Source organism: Chryseobacterium foetidum, from assembly GCF_025457425.1.
GTDB lineage: Bacteria > Bacteroidota > Bacteroidia > Flavobacteriales > Weeksellaceae > Chryseobacterium > Chryseobacterium foetidum.
This window is the reverse complement of the sequence record NZ_JAMXIA010000001.1, coordinates 613,502-640,311: the sequence shown is the minus strand read 5'-3', so window position 1 is coordinate 640,311 and position 26,810 is coordinate 613,502. Positions and strand designations below refer to the sequence as shown.

Here is a 26,810-nt window from a genome sequence, read left to right as displayed (position 1 = left end):
AATCTATATTTAACGAATTGATTTTCATTAGAGATTGCTTACTATAATATTTATTGTTTTAAGAAATATTTAAACTGATATTGCAATCATTTAATGTTTTGCATTATCTTTGAGTATAAAACGAAAAATTGATAATTAACCCACCACCGTTTATATGAACATTGAGAAGATACAGGCACTAAGAGGGCCAAACATTTGGAGCATTAAAAGAAAGAAACTGATCCAGATGAGACTGGACCTTCAGGAAATGGAAAATTTTCCTACCAACAAAATTGATGGCTTCCGCGAGCGCATAGAGCAGCTGATTCCGTCACTTTTCACACACAGATGTTCTGAGGGCGTAGAGGGTGGATTTTTTCACCGTATTGCAGAAGGAACCTGGATGGGGCATGTGATAGAACATATCGCACTCGAAATCCAGACACTGGCCGGCATGGATGTAGGCTTTGGGAGAACAAGGGAAACCAGAACTCCGGGAGTTTACAATGTGGTTTTTAATTATCTTGAAGAAAATGCAGGAATTTTTGCAGCTGAAGAATCAGTAAAAATCGCTGAGGCTCTTATTGAAGGAAGAGACTATGACTTGCCTGCCTGCATTCAGAAATTAAAGGAGATACGGGAGAAAGTACGCCTTGGTCCTTCCACGGGAAGTATCGTTGAGGAAGCGGTTTCCAGAAAAATTCCATGGATTAGGTTGGGAACCAATTCGCTGGTTCAGTTGGGTTATGGTGTCAATCAGCAGAGATTTCAGGCCACAATTACAGGAAATACAAGTTGTATCGGTGTTGATATTGCCTGCAATAAGGATTTAACCAAAAGAATGCTGCATGACGCTGCCATTCCGGTACCTGTTGGTGAACTGATCACTGATGAGGAAGGATTGGATGAAGTTGTGAGAAAAATTGGCTATCCCATCGTCATAAAACCACTTGACGGAAATCACGGAAAAGGCTCTTCAATCAATGTAAGCGACTGGGAGGCGGCCAAAATTGGTCTGGCACATGCACAAACTTATTCAACCAGAGTAATTGTCGAAAAATATATCACTGGCTACGATTTCAGGGTTTTGGTGATTAATAATAAAATGATTGCTGCAGCACGAAGAGTTCCTGCTCACGTCATCGGCGACGGGGAATTGAATCTTCAGCAACTTATCGATAAAGAAAATCAGGATCCGAGAAGAGGTTACGGTCATGAAAATGTACTTACTGAAATCACGATAGACAAAGACACGACAGAGCTTTTAGATAAACTTCATTATACCTTAGATACGATTCCTCAAAAAGGTGAAGTAGTTTATCTGAAATCAACTGCCAATCTTTCAACGGGTGGCACTTCCATCGACGTTACCGATATGGTGCATCCGGAAAATATCACAATGGCAGAAAGAATTTCAAAAATCATCGGTCTTGATGTTTGCGGAATCGATATTATGGCTGAAAATCTTACCCAGCCCCTAAAAGAGAGTGGTGCTGCCATCATTGAAGTAAATGCTGCACCAGGATTCAGAATGCACCTCGCACCAAGCGAAGGATTGCCAAGAAACGTTGCCGCTCCTGTGGTTGATATGCTTTATCCACCAGGAAAGCCGTTTACTATTCCGATCATTGCAGTAACAGGTACCAACGGGAAAACAACAACAACAAGGCTGATTTCCCATATCGTTAAAAACAACGGTTACAGAGTTGGTTTTACCACTTCAGACGGTATTTATATCCAAAATACAATGTTGACGAAAGGGGATACCACCGGTCCGATCTCTGCAGAATTCATCCTTAAAGATCCCACTGTAGAATTTGCCGTTCTTGAAACTGCCAGAGGCGGAATTTTAAGATCAGGTTTAGGTTTCTCCAACTGTGATATCGGGGTTTTAACCAATATTAAAGAAGATCACTTAGGCATCAACGATATTCACAACCTGAAAGATCTTACGAAGGTAAAACGTGTGATTCTCGACAGCGTGAAAAAGAACGGGTGGAGTGTAATGAATGCTGATGACGAATATTCAATGAGAATTATTAATGATCTCGACAGCAATATTGCACTGTTCAGCATGGATGAGAACAATCCTTTCATTAAAAAGTATGCGAAAGAAGGCAAAACGACCTGCGTATACGAAGAAGGTTTTGTAACCATCAAAAAAGGCGACTGGAAAATCAGAATTGGTAAAGCCAAAGATTTCCCGATTACGATGGAAGGCAAGGCGAAATTTATGATTGAAAACGTTTTGGCAGCAAGCTTAGCCTGTTATCTTTACGGATTTGCAATTGAAGATATTTCCAATTCACTCAGAACTTTTATTCCAAGTGCACAGCTGACGCCAGGAAGGCTGAATGTCTTTAATTTTAAGAATTTTAAAGTCTTAATTGACTTCGCACACAATCCGGCGGGATATGAAGCGATTGAAGATTATCTCAAAAATGTGGAAGCCACCAAGAAAATCGGTATTATTTCCGGTGTTGGCGACAGGAGAGATGCAGACATCAAACTTTGCGGTAAAATTGCCGGCAGAATGTTTGATCACATCATCATCCGCAACGAGAAACATTTGCGTGGACGAACTGAAGATGAGATTAACAATTTAATCATCGAAGGCATGCAGGAATCCGGAAGAGACGTAAGTTATGAAACGATTCCAAAGGAAATTGAAGCGTTAAAACATGCAATGGGAATGGCTGAAGACGGCACTTTTATCACTGCTTTGAGCGATGTTATATCTAATGCAATCGATCTTGTACAGGAATATCAGGCGAGAGAATTGCTTGAGGAAAATAAAGGACTTTAAATTTAAAATAAGTTTAAAACAAAAAAATCGGGTGAGACAACGTTTCACCCGATTTTTTGTTTATTCTTCCCCAAAAAAGGCATGTGAACTGCCAATCCAAATGGCGTCTTTTTTATTGAAATCTACGTTCACCATTTCCGCTTTTGTCATTCTTACAAGATACTGAACCAAAACCGGACGCTCCTCATTTTCCTGCCACACATACAAAAGCCGGATTTCCGCACGCGAAAATTCTCCGTTGATGTCCTCAAAAACCGGAGCATATTCTACTTTTCTCTGTAAAATATAGTTTTCCTTATCTTCAATTTTATCTGTAATTTCTGATGTCGGGTGAAGGTTGACGCCGCTTCCTGCAAAAGAAAACAGAGGTTTTAAAACAAAATCATTTAGATTTTCATCGGCTGGAAATTCGTTGAGAAAGTAACTTTTAGGAACAAATTCATGTTTTAATAATGGCAAAAGATATTTTGAAATTTTGAAAAACCAGTTCGGATGCGTCACCCAGGTCACATCAACGTCTTCCCTGAAGTCAAATTCAGTTTTCAGATCCGGAATTCTGTCGAGTTCGTCAAAAATTACACGGTTGTAGATTCTTCGGATCTCCGTAAGTTTTCCGTCATTGTCATAGAAAAGTTTTTTTCCGTCTTTTTTTATTTTGGTAAGACAAACGGTTTTTATGCCTAAAAAGTTTTCTGTAAGTTTAAAATCAATTGAGGTTTTCTGTTTTTCAGGATAAATTTCAAGCAGAATTACATTTTCGGGATTTTCATTTCCTACAATGAGATTTTTCATCTGAGACAGAAATTCTTCATCGCTCATTTTGCTTTTCAGATCACTCAAAAAAGGGTAGACTTCGCAGAAAGCATCTTCATATACTTTTTGAAAAGCATATAGAGACGGAAATGCCTGAAGTTCGATCAGCTGAGGTTCAACTTCGCCTTTTGCATTTTTACAGATCCCGAAATCGATGGTAAAAAAGTGAGGTTTTAAAGTATCATTCGGAACTTGACAATTGTCGGGAATGGCAATCTGTAAAGCTTCCGGCGACATCGCAATGATTTGGTCCAAAATACTTTCGCTGGCATCCGTAAGTTTATTTTTAAAATCGTGAGTCAAAAAAACCGGACTTTCAGAAAGTCTGAATCCTGTCTGTATTCCGCTTTTTTCGGTAAGGATTGAATTTACATTTTGGTATTTCTCATTAGAGAATTCTGAATTGAATTTTTTTCTGTATTTTGGAATCATCCCTGATGTTTTTTTTAATTAAAAAATCGGGCGCTGTGCCCGATTTTGCTGTATTTCTAAACAGTTTCCGGCTGTAGAATTTTTTGTTTTGCATCTTCCAAAAATCTTGGGAGAATCTGTGCCTGAGTCAGTTTTATTTTATCCTCATCATCCATTCTGTCGAGCGTTTCCAGATATTTTTCGATACCGTAGTTTTCAATCATAGCGATTTTGTTCTCTTCATCTTTCAGGTTTTCCAGCATTCCTTCAGGATTTGCCTCCGGATGAAACTGAGTACCGAAAATTTCCTCTGAAAAACGAATCGCCATCACTGCTCTCTCAAGATTGATGTGCGGGCGGAACTTTTCCAGTGCCATTATTTTCATTCCCAACTCATCAAATCTTTGCTGATCCGGCTCGATAAACTGATAAGCTCTCGAATCCACTGCATAGAAAGGATCCGGCAGATTTTTAAGTAAAAAATCAGTTTCTCCTTCTTCAGATTTGTGAACAGGCATCACACCAAATGAGTAAGATTTTCTTTCACAAATATTTCCGAGTTTCCAGTGAATGCTGGCAATCTGAAACGAGTGACAGATCAGAAACATATATTTTTTGTTCTCTGAAACCTTGTTGTGACTAAAAATACCATCTAAAAGACCGGCGAATTTCTCTTCCCATTCATGTCCTTCTCTGTGCGGATTTCCTGGTCCTCCTGATGAAATAAAGATGTCAAAATCTTCCAGTTTCGGCATCTCGTTCAGATGTCTTATGTCAAAATTGGTAATGTTAATTTCTTCTTCAGAATTTGCTTTAAAACTTTCAGAAATCTCACGGATGTTTTTAAAACCCTGATTTTTCTTGTTGTTATTCATATCCAGCAGCGCAATTCTTATCTCTTTCATAACTTCATAATTTGAACAAAGTTATAAAATTTTTATAAAGCAGCCTCGCTGTGTGTGATACCAAATTCTGTTTCAGAGATCATATAATCCACTACTTTTTTCAAGTCTCCCGTTTCCTGAAGCACCTTCAGCTGGCGGTCTGCACCGGTTCCGTTTTCAATAATCTGCCATGCATATTCCACTTCTTTTCGGCAGCCTAATTCATCTACGACATCGTCGATAAATTCTAAAAGTTCTTTTAAAAGATCGCGGTAAGGAACAGATTCCTCTTTACCAAAGTCAATCAAATGGGCATCAATTCCGTCTTTGGAAGCGCGCCATTTGTTTTCATTTAACAACAATCTTCTGTAGCTTCTGAAACTTAAATTCTGCTGATGAAGTTTATAGATTTTCGCCACGAGACACTGCATAATTGCAGCAAGACAGACAGTTTCGTCTATTCTCATCGGCATATCGCAGATTCTGAACTCAATTGTCGGGTAGAAAGGATGCACACGAAGATCCCACCATATTTTTTTGGCATTATCAATCGTTCCTGTTTTTACCAGTAGATCAACATAGCTGTCAAATTCAGAAAGAGAATTAAAATAACTCGGAATACCCGTTCTCGGAAATTTTACAAAAATCTCCTGTCTGTAAGATTTAAATCCGGTATTTCTTCCAATCCAGAAAGGTGAATTGGTGGATAATGCATAAACGTGGGGCAGAAAATAACGCATTACGTTCTGTATTCTCACGCCTTCCTCACGGTTAGGAATTCCGATGTGTACGTGCAGACCAAAGATGAGGTTTCCTCTTGCCACGTCGCCCATATCATCCACAATTTTATTGTAACGCTCGCCGTTGGTAATCGTGTTGTGTTCCCAGTTGGAGAACGGATGTGTTCCGCCTCCCGAGACACGAAGTCCCTGTTCATGGGCTGTCGCAATAAGATGTTTGCGAAGGCTCGTGAGCTCTTCTCTGGCTTGCTGGATATTCTGGCAGATTCCAGTCTCCATTTCAATCATGGATTCGTGCATTTCATGTTTTAAATTTTCACTTAAAACCGCTTTACCGCCCTCAATAATTTTGGAAACGTGAGAAATAAGATCTCTGCTTTCAACGTCTATGATTTGATATTCCTCTTCAATTCCTATGGTAAATGTGTGCATACTTTGTGTTTTTGAAATTAATTATTTCGCAGAGTCCTTCACGAAAGTTCCCCATGAGATATTTGCTTTTCCAGGAACATATTCTTTGGCTTTCTCAATCGCAAATTTTGCTGCATTTTCTACGATCCATTTGAAGTTTTCTTCTCCAACAGAGTTTTTATCAGCATCCGGCGCTGGGTTACAGAAGTCGATAGCATAAGGAATTCCGTCTCTTACCGCAAATTCCACAGTATTGAAATCGTATCCTAAAGCCTCATTCATCTTGATAGTGTAATCGTGAATGGTTTTCAGTAACTTTTTAAGTTTAGCACCCGAAGTCTGATGAGTCGTCGCATATCTTAAATGATGTTCATTTCTTGGTTCGTAAGGCATGATGTGAACGTGCTTTTTACCTAAACAGTAAACTCTGTAGTAATCATCAAATACAATTTCTTCCTGTACCATCATCACCAACTGCTCTGTTTCTGAAAGTTTATCCCAAAGATCTTCAGGACTTTCAACTCTATAAACGCTTTTCCAACCTCCACCGTCGTGAGGTTTCATGTAAGCCGGAAAGCCTACGTAATCGAAAATATAATCCCAGTCGTGAGGGAATTTCAGGTTTCTGAATGAAGTTTCAGATGTGTTGCTCGGTCTTTCATGCGAAGGAAGTAAAACCGTTTTAGGAAGTGGAATTCCGAGTTTCGACATCAAAGCATTGTTGAAAAATTTCTCGTCTGCGCTCCACCAGAAAGGGTTGTTCATGACATACGTTCCGTTTAAAGCTGCGTTTTTAAGGTACGCTCTGTAAAAAGGAACATCCTGAGAAATTCTGTCGATGATAACAGCGTATCCGTAATCAACGCCCTGCTCGAGCTTATCTATCATTACGGGTTCTGCAACGATGTCTCCCTTGCCCAATTCGTTTACCTTATCGATGAATGCCCACGGAAATGTGTCTTCCATTCCAAAAAGAATTCCTACTTTTTTTGCCATAATAATAGTTTTAATGTGTTTAATATTGTTTAGATTTAAATAATTTTAAGAGAAAAACCGACCTATAAATGTTGGGAAAACCATTCTCCAGAGCGGCCAGTCGTGGTTGATCCATTTGCGCTCATCATACCAGAAATCAATTCCTTTTGAACTTAATATTTCTGCCATTTCGATGTTTTTATCTTTACAGATGTCTTCGTCTGAAGTGCTGAGAACGATGTGCATGTGTTTGTATTTCCACGCTTCGTCTGTGCGGACAAATTCTCTCGGGCAATTAAAGAAAACAAGATCATCGCTGTATCCGTCCATAAAATTTCTGATGCTGAATGCTCCCGAAAGACAGAAAAGGTGAGAAACCAAATCCGGAAATCTGAAAGCGAAATTGGCAGCATGATAACCTCCAAAACTTGCCCCTGCAACTGCTACACGATGGGTCTGATGCATTTTCTGAACGTATGGCACAAACTCTTTTAAAAGAAACTGTACATACAGTTCATAGTTTTTAATTCTCTGGCGCGGCGAAATGTTGTTGTCATAAAAACTCCAGGCATCAATCGTCTGAATGTTGTATAGTTTTACCTTTCCCTGCTCTATAAACCAATTGATGCTTCCGTTAAGATGGAAATCATGGTTCTGGGTATACTGACCTTGTGAAGTAGGAAACATAATGATTGGGTAACCATAATGACCTGTCACTTCCACTTTCAGGCTCGTTCCTAATATATGCGAATAGTAATCTGTATGCGTGATTTGCGGCATAAAATTTAGTGTTTGAAAATTTAATAAAATCTAAGATGTCGGTTTGTCTTTTGGCGGAATAATACTCAGCATTTCAGCATTGATTTTTTCTGCAGTTTCATCAAGTCTCGTCTGAATGACTTCAGAATCTGCAGATTTGTAGACAATTCCCACGTGATAATCGATTGGTAAGAACTTTACTGTTTCTTCCGACTCGAAATATTGGTAATCAGGATGTTTTTCTTTGATTAACGCAATGATAAGTCCGGCATAGTATCCTGTAGGTTTTGAGATGGAATAATCCAAACCCTTCAAAAGAGCATCCTCTATTTTTGCCCACTCATGCCAGATGTTGATGCCGCTCGACGCTTCCACCAAATCAGGAATATGTGCTCCGCCGACGCGTGAAGAAGTTTCCAGAAAATACCATTTTCCATCTTCCTTTCCACGGATAAATTCTGTGTGCGTGGCTCCGTTTTGAAGCCCAAAATTGGTCAAAACTTTTTCATTGGCAAGTTCCAAAGCTTTAAATTCATCAGAATATCTTCCTAGAGTTCTCGTTCTGAAAACTCCGCCCTCGTGCGAAACCTGCATTGGAGGTGCGAGATATTTGGATGAAGATGTGAAAACCGTCTTGGCATTGAATGTAAGACTGTCTACGTGATAGACATCGCCAGGCTTAAAGCTTTCCAGAAGAAAAAGATGTCTTTCGTCGCCCAGATTTTCAAGGGCTCTCCAAAGTTCTTCTTCTGATTTTAATTTTTTAATTCCGCTTGCTGAAGCTTCAGATCTGGGTTTCAATACCCATGGTGCAGGAACTTTTTGGATGAATTCAGATACTTCGGCGTCATTAAAAATTGCCGTGAATTCCGGAACATCAATCCCTGAACTTTTTGCTTTCTGCCGCATTGCCAGTTTATCACGGAAGTATCTGTGGGTTGTCTGTCCCATACCTGGAATTCTGAAAGTTTCCCGTACAAGCGCTGCTTTTTCCACATCATAATCGTCGAGAGCAATTACTGCGTCGACTTTCCGTGTTTTCATCAGGTGGGAAAATCCCTGTACCAAATGTTCAAGATCCCACACCGAAGGTTTAAGTTCGGGCATGTAGAAAACTTCATCTATCGCGTGCCAGGGCCAGTTTTTTTCCTTGAGATTTTCTGAGGTGATGAGGATGACCTTGTTGCCAAGATTTTTCATTTCCTCCATGAAATCATAGCCTTTGTAATAGCAGGAAATGCAAACAATAGTTTTCTTCTCCATATAGTGTTTTGAGGGTTTAGGTTGATTATTAAAAACAAAACCAAACAATTGTTTGAGACTTTTTAATAAAAATCCCTAATTGATATGATTTTAAAAATTTCTTATCAAGTATAGGGATAAATTTTCTAAAAAACTAATTTTTAGTGATAATTTTCAATTAATTCGGCTAATAATTGAACGCCGTAACCCGTTGCTGCCTTTTCTTTTGAATATCCCGTATTTCCAAATGCTACTCCGGCAATATCCAGATGTGCCCAGTTTTGGTGACCTTCTATAAATTCTTCCAAAAATTTTGCAGCAACAATGCAGTCTCCGATGGGTTTCATCGAAATGTTTTTTACATCGGCGACATCAGATTTGAAATCATCTTTCCAGACATCCCAGAGTGGTAGATTCCAAAGCCTTTGGTTGGTCTGATCACCGGTTTTCAGAAGCAGATCTTTTAATCTGTCATTATTTGAAAACATCGCTCCACAGGTATCGCCAAACATTCGCACGCTGCTTCCTGTGAGGGTTGCCAAATCAATCATGACATCGGTTTTATAATTTTTAGATAAATAGGAGAGTGCATCTGCCAAAATCATTCTGCCTTCTGCATCTGTATTGAGAACTTCAATCGTTTTTCCGTTGTATGCCTTAATAACATCGCTCGGTAGATAAGCGTTTTCTGAAACCGCATTGTCAGTAATCGGCAAAACAGTGATGATGTTAACAGGCAGTTCCTTTTCCGCTGCGTAAATCAGTGCTCCAATCACAGCTGTAGCTCCACCCATGTCAGATTTCATGTAGTGCATATTGTCTGATGCTTTGATGGAAATTCCGCCGGTATCAAAAGTTACGCATTTGCCGACAAGACCGATGGTTTTGGCATTTTTTACTTTTGTTTTATATTCCAGAATGGTAAAAGCTGCATCCTGCTCACTGCCTTGATTAACGGCTAAGTAAGCGCCCAAACCAAGTTCCAAACATTTTTTTCTGTTGAATGACGTGTATTTAAAATCATACTTTTTAGAAAGATCTTTTAAAGCTGCACTCAAAACATCTGTTTTCTTAAGATTTGCAGGTTTATTAAGCCATTCCATGCAGGCGAACTGACCTTCACAGATTGCATTGGTATTATCTTTTATCTGATCTAATTTCTTTTGGCTGAAATTTTCAAAATGAAGTTCTGTTTTCTCGTTCCAAAGGGTATTAGATTTGTCGAAATTATAAGTGTAAGTACCCAGATAAAGTCCTTTAAAAAACTCTTCAAACTGTTTCTCGGTGATATTCTCACAAATGATCTGCGTGGGAACAGGCTGTATCTTTTCTTTTTGAGTCTGGGAAAACTTCTGTCCAACCTGCTGAAATTCAAAATTGGCAGCATTTGCTTTCCCTAAGCCTATAAAAAAAATGACAGTATCCTCATTTGTTTGAATATGCACTTCATTTTTCTTTCCTGAAAACAAAAGTGAAATGTTTTTATTAAAATTTTTTGCGCTTTCAGTCCATTTTTCTTCTGTAAAAAGTTGAAAGATCTGTGCGTAATTTTTGTTTTTTTTATTGATTAGTTTCATTCTATATTTAATTTTTTTAGAATATATATATTCTTTATAATAATGCTTTTTGAACGCAAAGTTCACAAGGTTTTGCAATAATATATTATTTAAAGGTTCACAAAGCCGTAAACTTGCAAATGCTCTCGAAGGTTTTTCAGTTATTATAAATTGTTGAGGATCATTCATTTTTAATCCTGATGCGGAGTTACTTCCACCGGATTTTCTGTATTGTTGTAAAAAAGCCACTCTATAGCCCTTGGGAACTCCTGCGACCAGTAAAATTCCTTATGTTCGCCATCTGGGTTGATATTGGTTTTAAATTCAAAATCAAAGAGGTTTTTCTTCTCCCATATTTTAAGATATTGCTCAAAAACATTGATGCGGTTAACCATTTTTGAACCTTCTTTTTCGCCTCCGTAGAGGTAAATTTTAGTTTTAAAAGGAACCCTGAAGTTCATCATCGGGAAATTGTTATTGGGTTCAATCCAAAGGCTTGGCGAAAAAATCAAAAGTTTAGAGTAAACCTCAGGATACAGAAATCCACTGTAAATACTGATGAGTCCGCCCAGTGAGCTGCCGCCGATTCCTGTATTGTCACGGTCTTTTTTTGTTCTGTAATGCGCGTCTACGTACGGTTTCAAAGTATCAGTAATAAATCTGATGTATTTTTTACCTTCCGAGCCATTGGCAACACTGTCGTTGTCGAAAATATATTCTTTGATGCGATCTTCGCTTCCGTGCTCAATGGCAATGACGATGACATCGCCGCGACCGTATTCTGAGAGTACAGATAGTTTTTTGTCGATTTCCCAGTTCCCGTAGGCACTACCTTCGTTGAAAAGGTTCTGAGCATCCTGAAGATAAAGCACCGGATAGCTTTTTTCCGTCGAATAATAATCGTGTGGAAGCAAAGCCCAGATTTTACGGTGTCTGTCGAGTTGCGGGATGTAAAATTCTTCAGAAATAATTTCTGCAATAGGATAAAGTTCTTTTTTAAAAGGTCCCCAATTGTAACGCCATTTGGTTACGACGTCATCAGAATTTTGTCTGCTTTTTTCAATTCTCCGGTTTGGTGTTATTTTGGCGTATTCGTCCAATTCCACATTTTCCCAACCGCCTTTCGTGAATTTGTATTCTATAATGTCGGGTAAAAGATTGTCGTGAATTTCTATTAATGAATGCTGTGGCTCTTTTTTCCAAAGCCTGAATTTTGGATCTTTAGGATTCCAGCTGTTGAAGTTACCTGTAATGTAAATCGGTCTGTCATCATTTTCCTGTGTCTTTAAATTAAATATCATGTATGTTCTGAAATATTTTTTGTTTGTTTAAATTTATAAAAACTTTTTTTAAACTGAAGAAGGTTCTGTGTTTTTTAAATATTAAAAATTTCAACAGATTTTTTTCAGGATTAAACATTGTCAAAGGTGTTTGAATTAATTTAAATTAAAATCAATATTAAAATTTTGTTACAACTGTGTTTTGCATAATAAAATTTTATATATTTACGTAAATCCCAAAAATTAGTTGATGTGGGGTATAACTCTTGCAGTAGGAGTTTTGCAACTCAATTCAGGAGAAAAACATAAACGATGAAGTCTGTACAAAACTATTCACTTTTTACCGAGCATGATATTTATCTTTTCAAGGAAGGTAAACACTATAAACTGTATGATAAATTCGGCGCTCATTCCGTAACTAAAGATGGAGTGGAAGGTGTTTACTTTTCAGTCTGGGCACCTTTTGCCACAAAAGTTTCGGTGATTGGTAATTTTAATAAATGGAACCCTTCCGAAGCTGTTCTTTCACCGAGATGGGATGAATCCGGCATTTGGGAAGGCTTCATTGCAGGTCTCACATGGGGAACTTTGTATAAATACGCCATCGAAACCAAAGAGGGCAAAATTCTCGAGAAAAGTGATCCGTATGCACTGAGCTGGGAACAGAATCTTCAGGCTGCATCGCTTATTTCCACAACTTATTACGATTGGGATGATACAGATTGGATACAGAACCGCTGGAAAAACAACAGTCTTAATGCTCCGATTTCCGTTTATGAAATGCACATTGGTTCGTGGTTGCGTTTTGGCGATAATCCAAAACAGTTTTTAAATTACCGCGACATAGCCGGAAAGCTCGTTCCGTATATTCTGGAAATGGGTTTCACGCACGTAGAATTCATGCCTGTAATGGAATATCCTTATGATCCAAGCTGGGGCTATCAGATTACCGGATTTTTTGCAGCAACGTCAAGATTCGGTTCGCCCCAGGATCTGATGTTTTTAATTAATGAACTTCACAAAAATAATATTGGTGTAATCCTCGACTGGGTTCCGTCCCATTTTCCGGGCGACGCCAACGGTTTGCACAAATTCGACGGTTCTTATCTGTACGAACATGAAGATCCAAGAAAGGGCTTTCATCCGGACTGGAAATCCTACATTTTCAATTACGGCAGAAATGAGGTTAAATCTTTCCTGATTTCCAACGCCATGTTCTGGCTCGACCGTTATCATGCAGACGGATTGCGTGTAGATGCTGTAACATCTATGTTGCATTTAGATTATTCGAGAAACGAGGGCGAGTGGGAGCCCAATATTTTTGGAACAAATGTGAATCTTGAAGCCAAAACCTTTCTTCAGGAATTCAATACCGCAGTTTATAAAGAATTTGGCGATTCCATCATGACCATCGCAGAGGAAAGTTCGGATTTTCCAATGCTTACCAAACCTGTTCATGACGGTGGAGTAGGTTTTGGAATGAAATGGATGATGGGTTGGATGCACGATACGCTCAAATATTTTAAGGAAGATCCGATCAACCGAAAGCATTTTCATCACAAGCTCACCTTTGCGTCGATGTATATGTATAATGAAAATTATATGATGCCTCTGTCCCACGACGAAGTTGTTCACGGAAAAGCAAGTTTGATCTATAAAATGTTCGGAGACGAATGGCAGAAATTTGCCAATCTCAGAGCTTTGTATGTTTATATGTACACGCATCCGGGAGCAAAACTGCTTTTTATGGGAGATGAATTTGGGCAGACGAGCGAGTGGAATTTTAAACAGAGTTTAGACTGGCATCTTTTGGAATATCCGATTCATTCAGGGTTGAGGGAAGCTGTAAAGGATTTGAATCATTTGTATAAAAACGAAACGGCACTCTATGAAAATCAGTTTAATCCTTATGGTTTTGAATGGGTGGAAGCAGATGATACCGATAATTCTGTTCTAATTTATTTACGAAAAGGCAAAAATGAAGATGACATTTTAATGACAATTCTTAATCTTACGCCAAGGGTTATTGATTACAAGGTTGGAGTTGATGAAAATTCAAAATGGGAAGTTATCTTTAATTCTGATGATGAAAAATATGGAGGTAGCGGCGTTATTGCGAATATCTTCAGTGAAGATAAAGAAGAGTGGAAAAACAAAACAAACACAATAAGCATTAATCTTCCGGCACTTTCGGGAGTGGTTTTAAGAAAATCAAAAACAATTGTTACAAAAAAACTTAAATCAAAACTTAAAATTAAAAAATAGCAGATGAATATATATCACCTCAGTACAGAATGTTATCCTGTCGCCAAAGTGGGCGGACTTGCCGATGTCGTCGGTGCTTTACCGAAATATCAGAATAAGATAAAAGGTATCAACGCTAAAGTCGTAATGCCATTTTACAACAAGCCTTTCGTGTTCGATCACGATTTTGAAATTGTTTTTGACGGGTGGATTCATCAGGGCGGAAACATGCTTCAGGTACAGGTTTTAAAGGAAAAAACTGATGTGCTGGGTTTTGAACTTTTCATGGTCAGAATTCCCGGACTATTGGATCGGGATAATCCTTATGGTTATCAGGATGAAAGCTTTCAGTTTCTGGCTTTTCAGCATGGTTTGCTGCATTGGCTGACTGCGATGCAGATTCGTCCGAATGTGCTTCACTGTCATGATTATCACACCGGACTGGTTCCTTTTATGATAGAAAACTGTCCGGAATTTGGATTTTTAAAAGGAGTGAAAACAGTTGCCACAATTCATAACGGAGAATATCAAGGCTGGATGAGCTGGGGAATGGCGAATTATTTCCCTTCTTTCGACCAGTATAAATGGGGACTTCTGGATTGGGACGGAATGATTAATCCTTTGGCATCGATGATCAAATGTGCCCATGCATTCACAACTGTTTCGGAAGGTTATCTTCAGGAATTGTTTGAAAGCTTTAAAGGTCTTGAAAATCTGGTAAGAGATGAACATTACAAAGCCCACGGCATTATCAACGGAATTGATACCGAAGTCTGGAATCCTGCAACAGACACAATGCTGGATTACAATTTTACCAAAAGAGATGTTTTCAAAAAGAAAAAATTAAGCAAAGAAAAACTTTGTAAAGAGTACGGGTTAAATCCTGATTTACCTCTGTTCGGGTTTATAGGAAGATTTGCGACGGAAAAAGGAGCTGATCTTTTGCCTGATGTGGTTTGGCGAAGCATTCAGCAAAATTATGGTGGTCTGAACATCATTATTTTGGGTTCAGGAAACAAATATCTTGAAGAAAGACTTTCGGAACTGAGCTACTCTTTCAGCAATTTCGCACTGGATCTGGGTTATAAAGAATATCTTTCGCATAAAATTTATGCTTCGGCAGATTTTTTGTTGATGCCATCCAGAGTCGAGCCTTGCGGGCTTAATCAGATGTATGCGATGCGCTACGGAACCATTCCGGTTGTAAGTTACACGGGTGGATTAAGAGATACGGTTAAAGATATTTCAACAGGAGGTGCGGGAATTAATTTCACACATCCGGGAGTGGATGACATTCTTCATGCAATCAACAGGGCAGTGGGAATGTATTACAAGAAAGACGTGATGCAGAGCCTTATCAAAGCGAATATGAGTTTTGATTTTGCATGGGAAAAATCTGCGGAAAAATACATCAGTCTTTATAAAAATTAGTATTTTAGAAGAACTTAGGAAAATGAAAGATGGTGAGCTTAAAATTTTCAGTTTCACTATCAGAAAACATCACTTTATAGAGATAAAATTTAATAATAAACAAACCAAAAGGTGAAAACCAAAACTAATTTATGAATCAAAATGTAATATCGATTGTTTTAGGAGGTGGCAGAGGTACAAGATTGTTTCCGCTTACTTATTCAAGATCAAAGCCGGCTGTTCCTATTGCAGGGAAATACAGATTGGTAGATATTCCGATTTCAAACTGTCTGAATTCGGGGATGAACAAGATTCTTGTCTTAACCCAGTTTAATTCAGCATCGCTCAACTCACACATCAAAAATTCTTTCCATTTCGACATCTTCAGCAAAGGTTTTGTAGATATTCTTGCTGCTGAACAAAATGTGGAAAACGAAAACTGGTATCAGGGAACTGCAGATGCCGTGAGACAGTCTATGAAGCATTTAGACAAATATGACTACGAATATATTCTTATTTTATCGGGAGACCAGCTTTACCAAATGGATTTTAAGGAAATGCTTGACTTCCATATTGAGAAAGGCGGTGATGTAACTATTGCAACTATTCCGGTTAATGCAAAAGACGCAACTGGTTTCGGGATTTTAAGTTCAGATGATGACGGAAACATCACTTCATTCGTTGAAAAACCAGGTTACGACATGCTAAACGGTCTGCAGTCTGAAGTTTCAGAAGAAAATAAAAGTAAAGGAAAAGAATATCTCGCATCAATGGGAATTTATATCTTCACCAAATCGATGCTGAAAAAAATGTTTGAAGATGGTGCAGGAGATGATTTCGGAAAAGATATTATTCCGAACGCTATCGGAAAATATACGACTTTAAGTTATCAGTATGAAGGGTACTGGACGGATATCGGAACCATCGAATCTTTCTACGAGGCCAATTTAGATCTATGTCAGGATTTCCCTCAGTTTAATTTATTTTCAAGTTCTCCAATCTTTACAAGAGCAAGAATGCTTCCACCATCAAAGATTAACGGATCTTACGTAAGCAAGGCTGTTTTTGGTGACGGATGCATCATCATGGCAGATAAAATCGAAAATTCTTTGATTGGGAACCGTACCAGAATTGATAAGGGAAGCACGATTGTAAATTCCTACGTAATGGGGTCAGATTTCTATCAGAATACTGCAGAAATTGTAGAAAATGATAAAAACGGCTATCCAAATATGGGTATCGGAAAATATTGCTACATCGAAAAAACAATCATCGATAAAAACTGCTACATCGGAGACAATGTAAGAATCATTGGAGGCAGACACATTCCTGATGGCGACTATGGCACGCACTCCGTTCAGGATGGAATTGTCGTTGTGAAAAAAGGAGCTGTTCTGCATTCGGGAACGCACATCGGTTAAAAAGCGGGACGTCTGATGATGGAAGATGGAAGTCTGACGATTGGAGTTAGGAAGTTTTTTTGAGTTGATTTTAAAATAAATTTAATTTAAAATGCAAGATTAAACACCCTTCATCCAGCATCCAGCACCCCTCTAAAAAGAGTGATCAACATATTGGTCACTCTTTTTAATTATCCTATTTTTGCGTCATGCGTTTACTGAAATTTTTAGCGGTTATAATTTTGCTTTTGCTCGGAGCTTACACTGCTTCCATGTATTTTTTCGTGGATGAAAACAAAGATTTTACCATCGAAAGACAGGTAGATTATCCTTTGGAGAAAGTATATTCTCAGTTTGATAATCTGCAGAATTTTACCAGATGGAATAATTATTTTTCAAGTTCAAAAACCATTAAGATTGACTATTATTCGCCTTATGAAGGTGAGGGAAGTGCCATCAGTTACACCGATCCGGCTAAAGAAAGTGATGGTGAAATGTTTATCCGTTTCGCAAGTAAAGACAAAGGGTTGCGGTATCAGCTTTTTGAGGATAATAATGAAAATCCGACTGTAATTGAGGTTAAGTTCAAAAAAGTTTCAGAAAATCAAACGCATATCAAGTGGATGGTACACACCCCGAAACTTCCGGTTTGGACGAGGGTACAGAACTTCTGGACTGAAGACCGTTTTACCGAAAATATCAATAAAAGCATGGTCAGTCTGAAAAATGTGCTCGGAAATAAAGTGGAGAAAGACAATCAGCTTGCCGCTATCAAATATGACAGCATCATGGTTGAAAAAGACGAAAGCCAGATGCTTTTGGGAATTAATGTGAGTGCATCCAACAAAAAAGATGCGCTGTACAGAAACCTTCTGATGAACTTCAATAAAGTCTACAATTTTGTGACCATTGATTTAGGTAAAAAAGACGACGAATTTGGATTTCCAGTGATGATTGCCGATCCGGATAATTTTAAAGACAAAGAAATTTCCTACTATCTCGGAATACCGTTGAGCAAAAAAGAAGGCGTTACAGACAATAACTTCAGTTTCAGAACTGTGAATGGTGCAGAAAAGTACATCATCTATTATCGGGGAAGTTTTGAAAGTTCTGTGAAAGCTGTTCAGCAACTGGTGCAGAAAGCAAAAAAAGATGAATTCAGATATGGCGATGTGTCTTTTACATTCATTGAGCCGCCCGTTGAGAATCAGAATGTCAATTTGAAGATTTCTTTGTCAGTTTTTAAATAAAATGTCAAATATCATATTTTTCTTTTCATTTTTTAAGGTTTTTCTAACATTTTACCTCACATTTTTTTGTTAAATTTGAAGATTAATTCGAAACATAAATTTAAATAACAGATATACTGTAATAATGGACAGATTTTCATTCCTAAACGCAGCTCATTCTCAGTTAATTGAGGATTTATACCAACAATACCTGAAATTTCCGGACTCTTTAGAACCATCATGGAAAGCCTTTTTTCAAGGCTTTGATTTTGCGTTAGAGAACTATTCTGATGAAGAAGACATCCGTGAGATAAAAAATTCAGGGAATTCTTCTCCTGCGGCAGTTCAGCAGATTGCACAGGCAGCTTCAAACGGTGAAGTTCCGGAGCACATCAAGAAGGAGTTTAAGGTTGTAAATCTTATTGAGGCGTACAGAACGAGAGGTCACCTTTTCACAAAAACAAATCCTGTACGTGAAAGAAGACATCACACTCCAACTTTGGACATCGAAAATTTCGGTCTTGAAAAGTCAGATTTAAACACAAATTTCAACTGTGCCGTTGAAACAGGGATGAAAGGTCCTGCTTCATTACAGGAAATCATTACACATCTTGAAAACATCTACTGCGATTCTATCGGGGTAGAATATATGCACATCAATAATGTAAAAGAGAAAGATTTTATCAAGCAGTGGATTCAGGTGAACGAAAATCATCCGGTTCTTAATGCTAATGAAAAAACTGAGATTTTACTTAAATTAAATCAGGCTGTTGCATTTGAAAACTATCTTCATACAAAATTCGTAGGTCAGAAAAGATTCTCACTGGAAGGTGGCGAAACTTTAATTCCGGCTTTGGATCAGTTGATCTCAAGATCTTCTCAGCTTGGTGTTGATGAGGTTGTTTTGGGGATGGCTCACAGAGGAAGACTGAATGTGTTGACCAATATTTTTGGCAAATCTTACAAACAGATTTTCTCGGAATTTGAAGGAAAAGAATTTGAAGAGGATGTATTCTCAGGTGACGTGAAATATCACTTGGGTTCATCTAAAAAAATAAAAACGGCTTCGGGTGAAGAAGTTTCTATCAATTTAACTCCAAACCCGTCTCACTTAGAAACGGTTGCCGCTTTGGTGGAAGGTATCTGCCGTGCAAAAGTGGATGATAAATACAAAGAATATTCTAAAGTTTTACCAATCATCATTCACGGTGACGGTGCATTGGCTGGTCAGGGTATCGCTTACGAGGTTGCCCAGATGATGACTTTGGAAGGTTACAAGACCGGTGGAACGGTTCATATTGTTGTGAATAATCAGGTTTCGTTTACCACCAATTATATGGATGCGAGATCTTCTACTTACTGTACAGATATTGCAAAAGTTACAGAATCTCCGGTGATGCACGTCAACGCAGATGATGCAGAAGCTGTTGTTCACGCAATTCATTTTGCCGCTGATTTCAGGGCTAAGTTTGGTAAAGATGTTTACATCGATCTGTTGGGATACAGAAAATATGGTCATAACGAAGGGGATGAACCGAGATTTACCCAACCTAATTTATACAAGAAAATCTCCAAGCACCCAAATCCAAGAGAAATATACAAAGATCTTTTGTTGAAAGAAAATGTAGTTTCCAATGATCTGATTGCTAAAATGGAAGCGGATTTCAAAGAACTTTTAGATAAGGATTTTGATGCTTCTAAAGAAATCGAGAAAAACGTAATGGATATTTTCATGGCGGATGACTGGACCAATTTCCCAATCGGAAAAAGAGGTGCAGTACAGGAAGCTGTTGATACAAAATATGACTTGGAAAAACTGAAAGAATTGGCAATCAAAATGTCAACTCTTCCGGCTGATAAAAAGTTCTTGAACAAAATTACGAGACTTTTTGATAACAGAATTAAAGCTATCGAAGGGAACAATTTAGATTGGGCTCTTGGAGAATGGCTGGCTTATGCTACACTTTTGGTAGAAGGTCACAACATCAGAATTTCCGGTGAAGATGTGGAAAGAGGAACATTCTCTCACAGACACGCTGTTGTAAAAACTGAAGATACTGAAGAAGAATATGTTCCTTTAAAAGAAGTTTCAGACAGCAGATTTGACGTTTTCAATTCTCACCTTTCCGAGTACGGAGTTTTAGGATTTGATTATGGTTATGCGATGGCTTCGCCAAATACTCTGACAATTTGGGAAGCTCAGTTCGGAGACTTCGTAAATGGAGCTCAGATTATTGTTGACCAGTATCTGGCTGCAGCAGAAGAAAAATGGAAGATTCAGGATGGTTTGGTAATGTTGTTGCCTCACGGTTCAGAAGGTCAGGGGGCAGAGCACTCTTCAGCAAGACTGGAAAGATTCCTTACACTTTGTGCTAACGAAAACATGGTTGTGGCGAATATCACTTCACCAGCCAACTATTTCCATTTATTAAGAAGACAGTTGAAATGGTCATTCAGAAAGCCATTGATTGTAATGAGTCCGAAATCACTGTTAAGACATCCAAAAGTGGTTTCTCCATTAGAAGATTTCTCAAACAAAGGATTCCAACCTATCTTAGATGATCCTACAGCTGATCCTGCAAAAGTTGAAAAATTAGTATTGTGTTCAGGTAAATTGTACTTTGAATTATTGGCTAAAAAAGAAGAACTAAATTGCGAAAATGTTGCCTTGGTAAGATTCGAACAGTTATATCCACTTCAAAATGATGCTATCGAAGCTGTATTTGCTAAATATTCAAACAGAACTTCATTGGTTTGGGCTCAGGAAGAACCTGAAAATATGGGTGCGTGGTCTTATATCCTGAGAAATTTCAGAGATACCGGAATTCAGGTAGTTTCTCCGGTACAAAGTGGTGCACCGGCTCCAGGAAGTCATAAAATGTTTGAGAAAAACCAAAATGCTGTAATCAACAGAGTTTTCGACAGAGACGATGCTCCTGCAAAAAGACCTGTAACAGCTTAACAATAGAAATTAATGATTAGAGGATAGAAATTAGATATAAAAAGAAAAGTTTAGTATTGTATCTGGTGTCTATATTCTCTTAGTCTAAAAACTTAATATCAATTAAAAAAATAAAAAATACGATATGTCAATTTTAGAAATGAAAGTTCCTTCACCGGGAGAATCAATTACAGAAGTTGAAATTGCAACTTGGCTTGTAAAAGATGGTGATTACGTAGAAAAAGATCAACCTATCGCTGAAGTAGATTCAGACAAGGCAACATTAGAATTACCGGCAGAAGAAAGTGGTGTTATCACATTGAAAGCTGAAGAAGGTGATGTGGTACAGGTTGGTCAGGTTGTTTGTTTAATTGATAGAGATGCTGCAAAACCTGCGGGTGGAGCTGCTGAAGCTCCAAAACAGGAAGAAGCACCTAAAGCTGCTGAGCCTGCAAAAACTGAAGCTCCGAAACAGGAAGCTCAAAAGCCAGCTCAGGCTGCTCCTCAATCTTATGCTACAGGTTCTCCATCTCCAGCTGCAAAGAAAATTCTTGACGAAAAAGGAATTGATGCTGCTCAGGTTTCAGGTTCTGGAAGAGACGGAAGAATCTCTAAATCTGACGCTGAATTAGCTGCTAAGCCTGCAATGGGTGGAAGCTCGCTTTCTGCTACAGGTGCAAGATCTACTACAACAACTAAACTTTCAGTTTTAAGAAGAAAAATCGCTCAGAGATTGGTTTCTGTAAAGAACGAAACTGCGATGTTGACGACTTTCAACGAAGTTGATATGTCTGAAATTTTCAGATTAAGAAAACAATATAAAGAAGAATTCGGTCAAAAACATGGAGTTGGACTTGGTTTCATGTCTTTCTTCACAAAAGCGGTTACAAGAGCATTACAAATGTATCCTGATGTAAATGCATCAATCGACGGAGATTTCAAAATTAACTATGATTTCTGTGATATTTCAATTGCAGTTTCTGGTCCTAAAGGTTTGATGGTTCCTGTGTTGAGAAATGCTGAAAATATGTCTTTCGCAAACGTTGAAGGAAACATTAAAGATTTGGCTACCAAAGTAAGAGACGGTAAAATTACAGTTGATGAAATGACTGGCGGTACGTTCACGATTACAAACGGTGGTACTTTCGGATCAATGTTATCTACACCGATTATCAACCCACCTCAATCTGCGATCCTTGGGATGCACAACATTATTCAGAGACCGGTTGCCGTTGACGGACAGGTTGTCATCAGACCAATGATGTACGTTGCGATGTCTTACGACCACAGAATTATCGACGGTAAAGAGTCTGTAGGATTTCTTGTTGCGGTAAAAGAAGGTATCGACAATCCGGTAGAAATTCTATTGGGTGGAGACGAAAGAAAAGGTCTTGGGCTTTAATTAAATCTAAATTAAAATAAAACTTCAAAACCCCGTCTTCAAAAAAGGCGGGGTTTTTGTATCTTCAAAATCAAATTATTACGATGTTTTCTAAAATTACTTCCAATATAAAAGTTTCCGTCGTCCCCGAATACGATAGCAAAAACTCGTATCCGTCTGAAAACAGATACGTTTTTAAGTACAACATCGTTATTGAGAACTGCAGCGATTTTCCCGTAAAAATCCTGAAACGCAAATGGCTGATTTTCGATGTGGGATTTGGTTTTACCGAAGTGGTGGGTGATGGTGTCATCGGACTCACTCCGGAGCTTCAGTCGGGCGAAACCTTCACGTATTTTTCTAATGTTATGCTGCGATCAGGCGTCGGAAATATGAGTGGCAAATACCTGGTGAATAACCTTGATACAGAAGAAAATTTTGAAATCGATATTCCAAAATTTAATTTGCTTACTGAAATTTTGCAAAACTAAGAGGATTCAAAGTTTTTTAATCTTGGCTTTCATTACATCAGCAATTTCGTCGTTGCTTGTAATGAACAGTTTCTCAAAAGCCAACAGAGAAATTCTGGCACATACTTCCGCGTCATCACCGGCTCTGTGATGATTAAAACTTAAATTGTGATGTTCCGCAAGATGTTTTAAGCCATATCTCGGAAGATAATTCCATGATTTTTTTGCGATTTGAATACTGCAGAGGTAGTTAAGATTTGGAGCGAAAATTCCGTAGTGATTCAGGCATCCGCGGAGAACTCCGGCATCAAATGCAGCGTTGTGAGCAATCATCAGCGTTCCGTACATTAAATCATTTATTTCGTACCATATTTCATCAAACGTAGGTGCATCTTTTACATCTTCAGGATAAATTCCGTGTACATCGATATTTCGCGGGCTAAAATACGGATAACTCGGAGGTTTGATTAGCCATGTTTTCGTCTCGACAATCTCAGAATTCTGCACAATACAAACACCGACCTCACAGGCCGAACTTCTGTCGAAGGTTGCAGTTTCAAAATCTATTGCACAAAAATCCATTCTTTTGTTTAAGGTTTAAGGTTTAAAGTTTAAGGTTTAAGGTTTAAGGTTTAACGTTTACAAATTTACGATTTTCAGTCTGAAGCTAATGTTATAACTCACTATTAACACGCGAATCCCGAATCCCGAATCTCAAATTTCAAATCTCAAATCTCAAATTTAAAATTGCCTTGTCAACGTGTCTACTTTTTTCAGTAGGGTCGGAATTCTGTAATTCCCGTGCATTTTTTCAATCAAATCACAAGCAGTTTCCATCTCAATTCCTACAGACGAAATATAGAGTGGAGCTTTGCTTTCGCCGCGGTATAGTTGTTTCTTGAGTTTTTCAACCGTTGCAAAGTTAGTTTTTGCTACACCGATTACAGGAATTTTTCCGTCTAAACTGTCAAATAAGTGTTTTCCTAAACCTGCTTTAGAATCATCGTCAAGATATACAAAACCGTCAATTACAATACACGAAATATCGTTAATTTGAGTTTTAATCTGATTAAAAAGACCCAGAATACAAGGCAGTTCCCTTTTATAAAATTCTCCGGGAATATATTCTGAAACGCCGTCTCTGATTTCTGAAAATTCACGATCAGCCACTTCTGCATCCCAGTTTTCAAAGGCAAGACAGATCGTATTGGCCTTATCTCCGTCAAAATAAAAAGTATCAAAAACGAGATTCATCACTTTAAAAAATGTTTAAAAATTAACCATTTTGTCTGAAAATATTTTTCTTTTTGAACTTTCTGTCTGCGTTTCAAGGTTCCCGGAATTTGAACGTAGAAGCCATAATGACCTCTCGCAACAGCCCAGAAATGAGGAAATCCATTTTTTAATGCGAAATAAAATGAGGCAACCCCATCCAATAACATTCTAAAAAATAAAATCCAGATCAGTTTTGGAAAAGGTAAATTTTTAAGCATCATCGAAAGGTTATTTCTGATATTTAAAAACGTTTTTTGGGCATTTTGTTTGTTTAAAGTTCCGCCTCCAACATGATAGACAGAAGATTTTCCTGTGTAAAAAACTTTCTTTCCGGAATTGATGAGTCTCCAGCATAAGTCAATTTCTTCCTGATGCGCGAAGAATCTTTCATCAAAACCTTTCTGCTCCCAAAAATTTTCAGAACGAATGAATAGACAACATCCGGACGCCCAGAAAATTTCAGTTTCGTCGTTGTACTGACCCAAATCTTTTTCCACATCATCAAAAACTCTTCCTCTGCAGTAAGGATAGCCCAGATTATCGATTAAACCGCCCGCAGCGCCTGCAAATTCGAAGTATTCCCGGTTGTCATAGGATAAAATTTTAGGCTGTATCGCGGCGATGGAAGAATCCTTTTCAAATAAGTTTAAAACCGGATCAATCCAGTTTTCTGTGACTTCGACATCGGAATTGAGAAGGCAGTAAAATTCTGCATCAATCTGCTTTAAACCTTCATTATAACCTCCTGCAAAACCATAATTTTTATCGTTTAAAACGACTTTGACCGTCGGAAATTGTTGATTTAAATAAGAAACAGAATCATCATTTGAATGATTGTCGATAACATAAATTTCGGCTTTTGGAGAAAATTGAATTACTGAAGGCAAAAATTTTTCCAGCCAGCTTTTTCCGTTCCAGTTGAGAATAACGACGGCAGTTTTTTTAGAATTTTCTGTCATGATTCGCCATCATAAGTTTTAATTGAATCCTGATATTTCCACTTTCTGTGCGACCACAGATAGTTGTCGGGATATTTGTTGATGGTATTTTCAAGATGTTTATGAAATTTTCTTACCACTTCGTTTTCTGTAAATTTCTCACCATCAGGATAAATTCTGTGATAGTTTACCTGGTAATAACCTCTTTTTACCTTTTTCATTTCACAGTAAATGAAAACGAGATCCATTCTTGTTGCCAGTTTATCGTAGCCGATGAAGGCTGGTGTACGTTGATTTAGGAAGTTTAAACCATAATTAACATGGGAAACATGCGGCGTCTGGTCTGCCACAAACATGTAAATAGATTCGCCATCATTTTTATTTCTGAATATATTCAGAATAACTTCTTTGGCTTCAATCGCTTCATTTCCGAATTTATTACGGACTTTTTTCATCTGATCTTCCCAAAAACTGCTGTTCACCCTTCTGTACACTGGATGAGAATTTTTTTGAGGTGTGAGTCGCGCTAAAGCATTCATCCATTCCCAGTTGAAGACATGACCTGCCAGTAGAATAATGTTTTTTCCCTCGGCTTTTGCCTCGTGAAAGATGTTTTGATTGATGTGCTGCATTCTCACTCTCGATTCGTTTTCAGAAATACTGAAAGATTTTACTGTCTCAGCGAGATAATCGGAAAAATTAAGGTAGAATTTTTTCCTGATTTCAGCAATTTCTTCACGGCTTTTATCAGGAAAAGACCTGGTGAGATTTTCCGTAATAACTTTCTTGCGGTAGCCAATAAAAATATAGTTGAGAAAAAAAATAATATCTGAAAATACATAAAGAATCTTCAAGGGAAGTTTAGATATCAGATAAAGTATTTTGATGAGCAAATTCATAAGGTATGCAAAGGTAAGAATTATAAGAGCATTACATAATTTTTGCTGAAGTAAAAATGTGAAAGTGAACAGATTTTGATGATTTTTTTGGGGTTTCGAGTCTAAATATTAACATAATTATTTAACTTAGCTGATATTTTTTAATTTAAAGTAAATGAAAAGAAGTATAAATATAATCTGCACATTAGGATTTCTGCTGGCAGGAAACCTGATTTTTGCTCAGAAAGACACCACTGTGGATGAACGTGAAAAAGATAAATCTCTTCTGGTAAAAACAGATCATAAAGAGCTCGATCTTGAAGCTAAGAAAAAAGCTGCAGCCGAAGAAAAAGCAAAACTTCCAAAGCCGTATGATGCCAAAGCAAATGCTGAAAAAGACATTAAGGCATTGATTGCGAAAGCTAAAAAAGAAAATAAGAACATCATGATTCAGGCTGGAGGGAACTGGTGTATTTGGTGCCTCAGGTTCAATCAGTACGTTCAAACCACGCCAGAGTTGAAGAAATTGGTTGATGATAATTATCTTTACTATCACCTGAACTGGTCGCCGGATAATAAAAATGAAAAGATTTTCGCTAAATATGGCAATCCTGGAGACAAATTAGGCTATCCTGTATTTATTGTTTTGGATAAAAACGGAAAACAAATTCATACTCAAGACAGTGCTGTTTTGGAAGACGGGAAAGGCTACAGTTTAGAAAAAGTCAAAACTTTTTTTAACAGCTGGAAACCAAAATCTTAAATATAAAACCGGAATTATCTTTCCG

Annotated in this window: 21 protein-coding genes; 9 read left to right on the top strand and 12 right to left on the bottom strand. The window is 37.9% G+C overall.

Annotated features, from left to right (window positions below; all coding sequences use genetic code 11):
• Positions 1-154: 154 nt before the first annotated feature.
• Entirely contained in the window at positions 155-2,785 is a 2,631-nt protein-coding gene (gene cphA, locus NG809_RS03025; RefSeq protein ID WP_262147964.1) for a cyanophycin synthetase, read from the top strand.
• A gap of 60 nt (positions 2,786-2,845) precedes the next feature.
• Here cphA and NG809_RS03020 read toward each other — a convergent pair whose 3' ends face one another.
• From NG809_RS03020 to NG809_RS02985, 8 genes are all read right to left on the bottom strand, one after another.
• Complete coding sequence (locus NG809_RS03020) at positions 2,846-4,030, bottom strand: ATP-grasp domain-containing protein (protein ID WP_262147962.1); 1,185 nt, start codon at positions 4,028-4,030, stop codon at positions 2,846-2,848.
• A 56-nt stretch (positions 4,031-4,086) separates the two neighbouring features.
• Entirely contained in the window at positions 4,087-4,914 is an 828-nt protein-coding gene (locus NG809_RS03015) for a type 1 glutamine amidotransferase (protein WP_262147961.1), read from the bottom strand.
• 32 nt (positions 4,915-4,946) lie between these two features.
• Complete coding sequence (locus NG809_RS03010; protein WP_191735564.1) at positions 4,947-6,065, bottom strand: carboxylate-amine ligase; 1,119 nt, start codon at positions 6,063-6,065, stop codon at positions 4,947-4,949.
• A gap of 21 nt (positions 6,066-6,086) precedes the next feature.
• Positions 6,087-7,040: an ATP-grasp domain-containing protein gene (locus NG809_RS03005; RefSeq protein WP_056080660.1), complete on the bottom strand. Its 954-nt coding sequence runs from the start codon at positions 7,038-7,040 to the stop codon at positions 6,087-6,089.
• Positions 7,041-7,085: 45 nt separating this feature from the next.
• Positions 7,086-7,799 carry an alpha/beta hydrolase-fold protein gene (locus NG809_RS03000; RefSeq protein ID WP_262147957.1) on the bottom strand — a complete coding sequence of 238 codons (714 nt, stop codon included), beginning with the start codon at positions 7,797-7,799 and terminating at the stop codon, positions 7,086-7,088.
• 30 nt (positions 7,800-7,829) lie between these two features.
• Positions 7,830-9,041: an ATP-grasp domain-containing protein gene (locus NG809_RS02995; protein WP_262147956.1), complete on the bottom strand. Its 1,212-nt coding sequence runs from the start codon at positions 9,039-9,041 to the stop codon at positions 7,830-7,832.
• Positions 9,042-9,181: 140 nt separating this feature from the next.
• Complete coding sequence (locus NG809_RS02990) at positions 9,182-10,597, bottom strand: leucyl aminopeptidase family protein (RefSeq protein WP_262147954.1); 1,416 nt, start codon at positions 10,595-10,597, stop codon at positions 9,182-9,184.
• Positions 10,598-10,767: 170 nt separating this feature from the next.
• Complete coding sequence (locus tag NG809_RS02985) at positions 10,768-11,877, bottom strand: alpha/beta hydrolase (protein WP_262147952.1); 1,110 nt, start codon at positions 11,875-11,877, stop codon at positions 10,768-10,770.
• 291 nt (positions 11,878-12,168) lie between these two features.
• Here NG809_RS02985 and glgB point away from each other — a divergent pair, with 291 nt between their 5' ends.
• The 7 genes from glgB to apaG all read left to right on the top strand — a co-directional run bounded on the left by glgB (position 12,169) and on the right by apaG (position 22,952).
• On the top strand, positions 12,169-14,121 hold the full coding sequence (gene glgB / locus NG809_RS02980) for a 1,4-alpha-glucan branching protein GlgB (RefSeq protein ID WP_262147951.1): 1,953 nt from the start codon (positions 12,169-12,171) through the stop codon (positions 14,119-14,121).
• A 3-nt stretch (positions 14,122-14,124) separates the two neighbouring features.
• A complete protein-coding gene (locus NG809_RS02975) occupies positions 14,125-15,531 on the top strand; it encodes a glycogen synthase (RefSeq protein WP_262147950.1) in 1,407 nt (468 codons plus the stop codon).
• 131 nt (positions 15,532-15,662) lie between these two features.
• Positions 15,663-16,931 (top strand): glucose-1-phosphate adenylyltransferase, encoded by a 1,269-nt coding sequence (locus tag NG809_RS02970; protein WP_262147948.1) that lies wholly within the window; start codon positions 15,663-15,665, stop codon positions 16,929-16,931.
• A 188-nt stretch (positions 16,932-17,119) separates the two neighbouring features.
• A complete protein-coding gene (locus NG809_RS02965) occupies positions 17,120-18,160 on the top strand; it encodes an SRPBCC family protein (protein WP_262147946.1) in 1,041 nt (346 codons plus the stop codon).
• Between the two features lie 124 nt (positions 18,161-18,284).
• On the top strand, positions 18,285-21,101 hold the full coding sequence (locus tag NG809_RS02960) for a 2-oxoglutarate dehydrogenase E1 component (RefSeq protein WP_262147944.1): 2,817 nt from the start codon (positions 18,285-18,287) through the stop codon (positions 21,099-21,101).
• A 124-nt stretch (positions 21,102-21,225) separates the two neighbouring features.
• Complete coding sequence (gene odhB / locus NG809_RS02955; protein ID WP_262147942.1) at positions 21,226-22,482, top strand: 2-oxoglutarate dehydrogenase complex dihydrolipoyllysine-residue succinyltransferase; 1,257 nt, start codon at positions 21,226-21,228, stop codon at positions 22,480-22,482.
• 83 nt (positions 22,483-22,565) lie between these two features.
• Positions 22,566-22,952 carry a Co2+/Mg2+ efflux protein ApaG gene (gene apaG / locus NG809_RS02950; RefSeq protein ID WP_262147940.1) on the top strand — a complete coding sequence of 129 codons (387 nt, stop codon included), beginning with the start codon at positions 22,566-22,568 and terminating at the stop codon, positions 22,950-22,952.
• Positions 22,953-22,958: 6 nt separating this feature from the next.
• On the opposite strand, the gene NG809_RS02945 is transcribed toward apaG, so the two are convergent.
• The 4 genes from NG809_RS02945 to NG809_RS02930 all read right to left on the bottom strand — a co-directional run bounded on the left by NG809_RS02945 (position 22,959) and on the right by NG809_RS02930 (position 26,043).
• Positions 22,959-23,513: a 3'-5' exonuclease gene (locus tag NG809_RS02945; RefSeq protein ID WP_262147937.1), complete on the bottom strand. Its 555-nt coding sequence runs from the start codon at positions 23,511-23,513 to the stop codon at positions 22,959-22,961.
• Between the two features lie 159 nt (positions 23,514-23,672).
• Positions 23,673-24,185, bottom strand: a complete 513-nt coding sequence (locus NG809_RS02940; protein WP_262147935.1) for an endonuclease V — start codon at positions 24,183-24,185, stop codon at positions 23,673-23,675.
• Positions 24,185-25,165, bottom strand: a complete 981-nt coding sequence (locus NG809_RS02935) for a glycosyltransferase family 2 protein (RefSeq protein ID WP_262147934.1) — start codon at positions 25,163-25,165, stop codon at positions 24,185-24,187. The genes NG809_RS02940 and NG809_RS02935 overlap by 1 nt, the downstream gene beginning before the upstream one ends.
• A complete protein-coding gene (locus tag NG809_RS02930) occupies positions 25,162-26,043 on the bottom strand; it encodes a lysophospholipid acyltransferase family protein (protein WP_262147933.1) in 882 nt (293 codons plus the stop codon). The genes NG809_RS02935 and NG809_RS02930 overlap by 4 nt, the downstream gene beginning before the upstream one ends.
• A gap of 154 nt (positions 26,044-26,197) precedes the next feature.
• Between NG809_RS02930 and NG809_RS02925 the strand changes: the two genes are divergently transcribed.
• The gene (locus tag NG809_RS02925) at positions 26,198-26,785 is read left to right on the top strand and encodes a thioredoxin family protein (protein WP_262147931.1); all 588 of its coding nucleotides are present in this window, start codon (positions 26,198-26,200) and stop codon (positions 26,783-26,785) included.
• Positions 26,786-26,810: the final 25 nt, after the last annotated feature.

Coding starts and splice junctions, on each gene's coding strand:
- NG809_RS02930 (WP_262147933.1), bottom strand. CDS start 26,043: ATGAATTTGCTCATCAAAATACTTTATCTGATATCTAAACTTCCCTTG.
- NG809_RS02940 (WP_262147935.1), bottom strand. CDS start 24,185: ATGAATCTCGTTTTTGATACTTTTTATTTTGACGGAGATAAGGCCAAT.
- NG809_RS02990 (WP_262147954.1), bottom strand. CDS start 10,597: ATGAAACTAATCAATAAAAAAAACAAAAATTACGCACAGATCTTTCAA.
- NG809_RS02935 (WP_262147934.1), bottom strand. CDS start 25,165: ATGACAGAAAATTCTAAAAAAACTGCCGTCGTTATTCTCAACTGGAAC.
- NG809_RS02960 (WP_262147944.1), top strand. CDS start 18,285: ATGGACAGATTTTCATTCCTAAACGCAGCTCATTCTCAGTTAATTGAG.
- cphA (WP_262147964.1), top strand. CDS start 155: ATGAACATTGAGAAGATACAGGCACTAAGAGGGCCAAACATTTGGAGC.
- NG809_RS02965 (WP_262147946.1), top strand. CDS start 17,120: ATGCGTTTACTGAAATTTTTAGCGGTTATAATTTTGCTTTTGCTCGGA.
- NG809_RS02985 (WP_262147952.1), bottom strand. CDS start 11,877: ATGATATTTAATTTAAAGACACAGGAAAATGATGACAGACCGATTTAC.
- NG809_RS03010 (WP_191735564.1), bottom strand. CDS start 6,065: ATGCACACATTTACCATAGGAATTGAAGAGGAATATCAAATCATAGAC.
- odhB (WP_262147942.1), top strand. CDS start 21,226: ATGTCAATTTTAGAAATGAAAGTTCCTTCACCGGGAGAATCAATTACA.
- NG809_RS02945 (WP_262147937.1), bottom strand. CDS start 23,513: ATGGATTTTTGTGCAATAGATTTTGAAACTGCAACCTTCGACAGAAGT.
- NG809_RS03020 (WP_262147962.1), bottom strand. CDS start 4,030: ATGATTCCAAAATACAGAAAAAAATTCAATTCAGAATTCTCTAATGAG.
- NG809_RS03005 (WP_056080660.1), bottom strand. CDS start 7,040: ATGGCAAAAAAAGTAGGAATTCTTTTTGGAATGGAAGACACATTTCCG.
- NG809_RS03015 (WP_262147961.1), bottom strand. CDS start 4,914: ATGAAAGAGATAAGAATTGCGCTGCTGGATATGAATAACAACAAGAAA.
- NG809_RS02925 (WP_262147931.1), top strand. CDS start 26,198: ATGAAAAGAAGTATAAATATAATCTGCACATTAGGATTTCTGCTGGCA.
- NG809_RS02975 (WP_262147950.1), top strand. CDS start 14,125: ATGAATATATATCACCTCAGTACAGAATGTTATCCTGTCGCCAAAGTG.
- NG809_RS02970 (WP_262147948.1), top strand. CDS start 15,663: ATGAATCAAAATGTAATATCGATTGTTTTAGGAGGTGGCAGAGGTACA.
- NG809_RS02995 (WP_262147956.1), bottom strand. CDS start 9,041: ATGGAGAAGAAAACTATTGTTTGCATTTCCTGCTATTACAAAGGCTAT.
- apaG (WP_262147940.1), top strand. CDS start 22,566: ATGTTTTCTAAAATTACTTCCAATATAAAAGTTTCCGTCGTCCCCGAA.
- glgB (WP_262147951.1), top strand. CDS start 12,169: ATGAAGTCTGTACAAAACTATTCACTTTTTACCGAGCATGATATTTAT.
- NG809_RS03000 (WP_262147957.1), bottom strand. CDS start 7,799: ATGCCGCAAATCACGCATACAGATTACTATTCGCATATATTAGGAACG.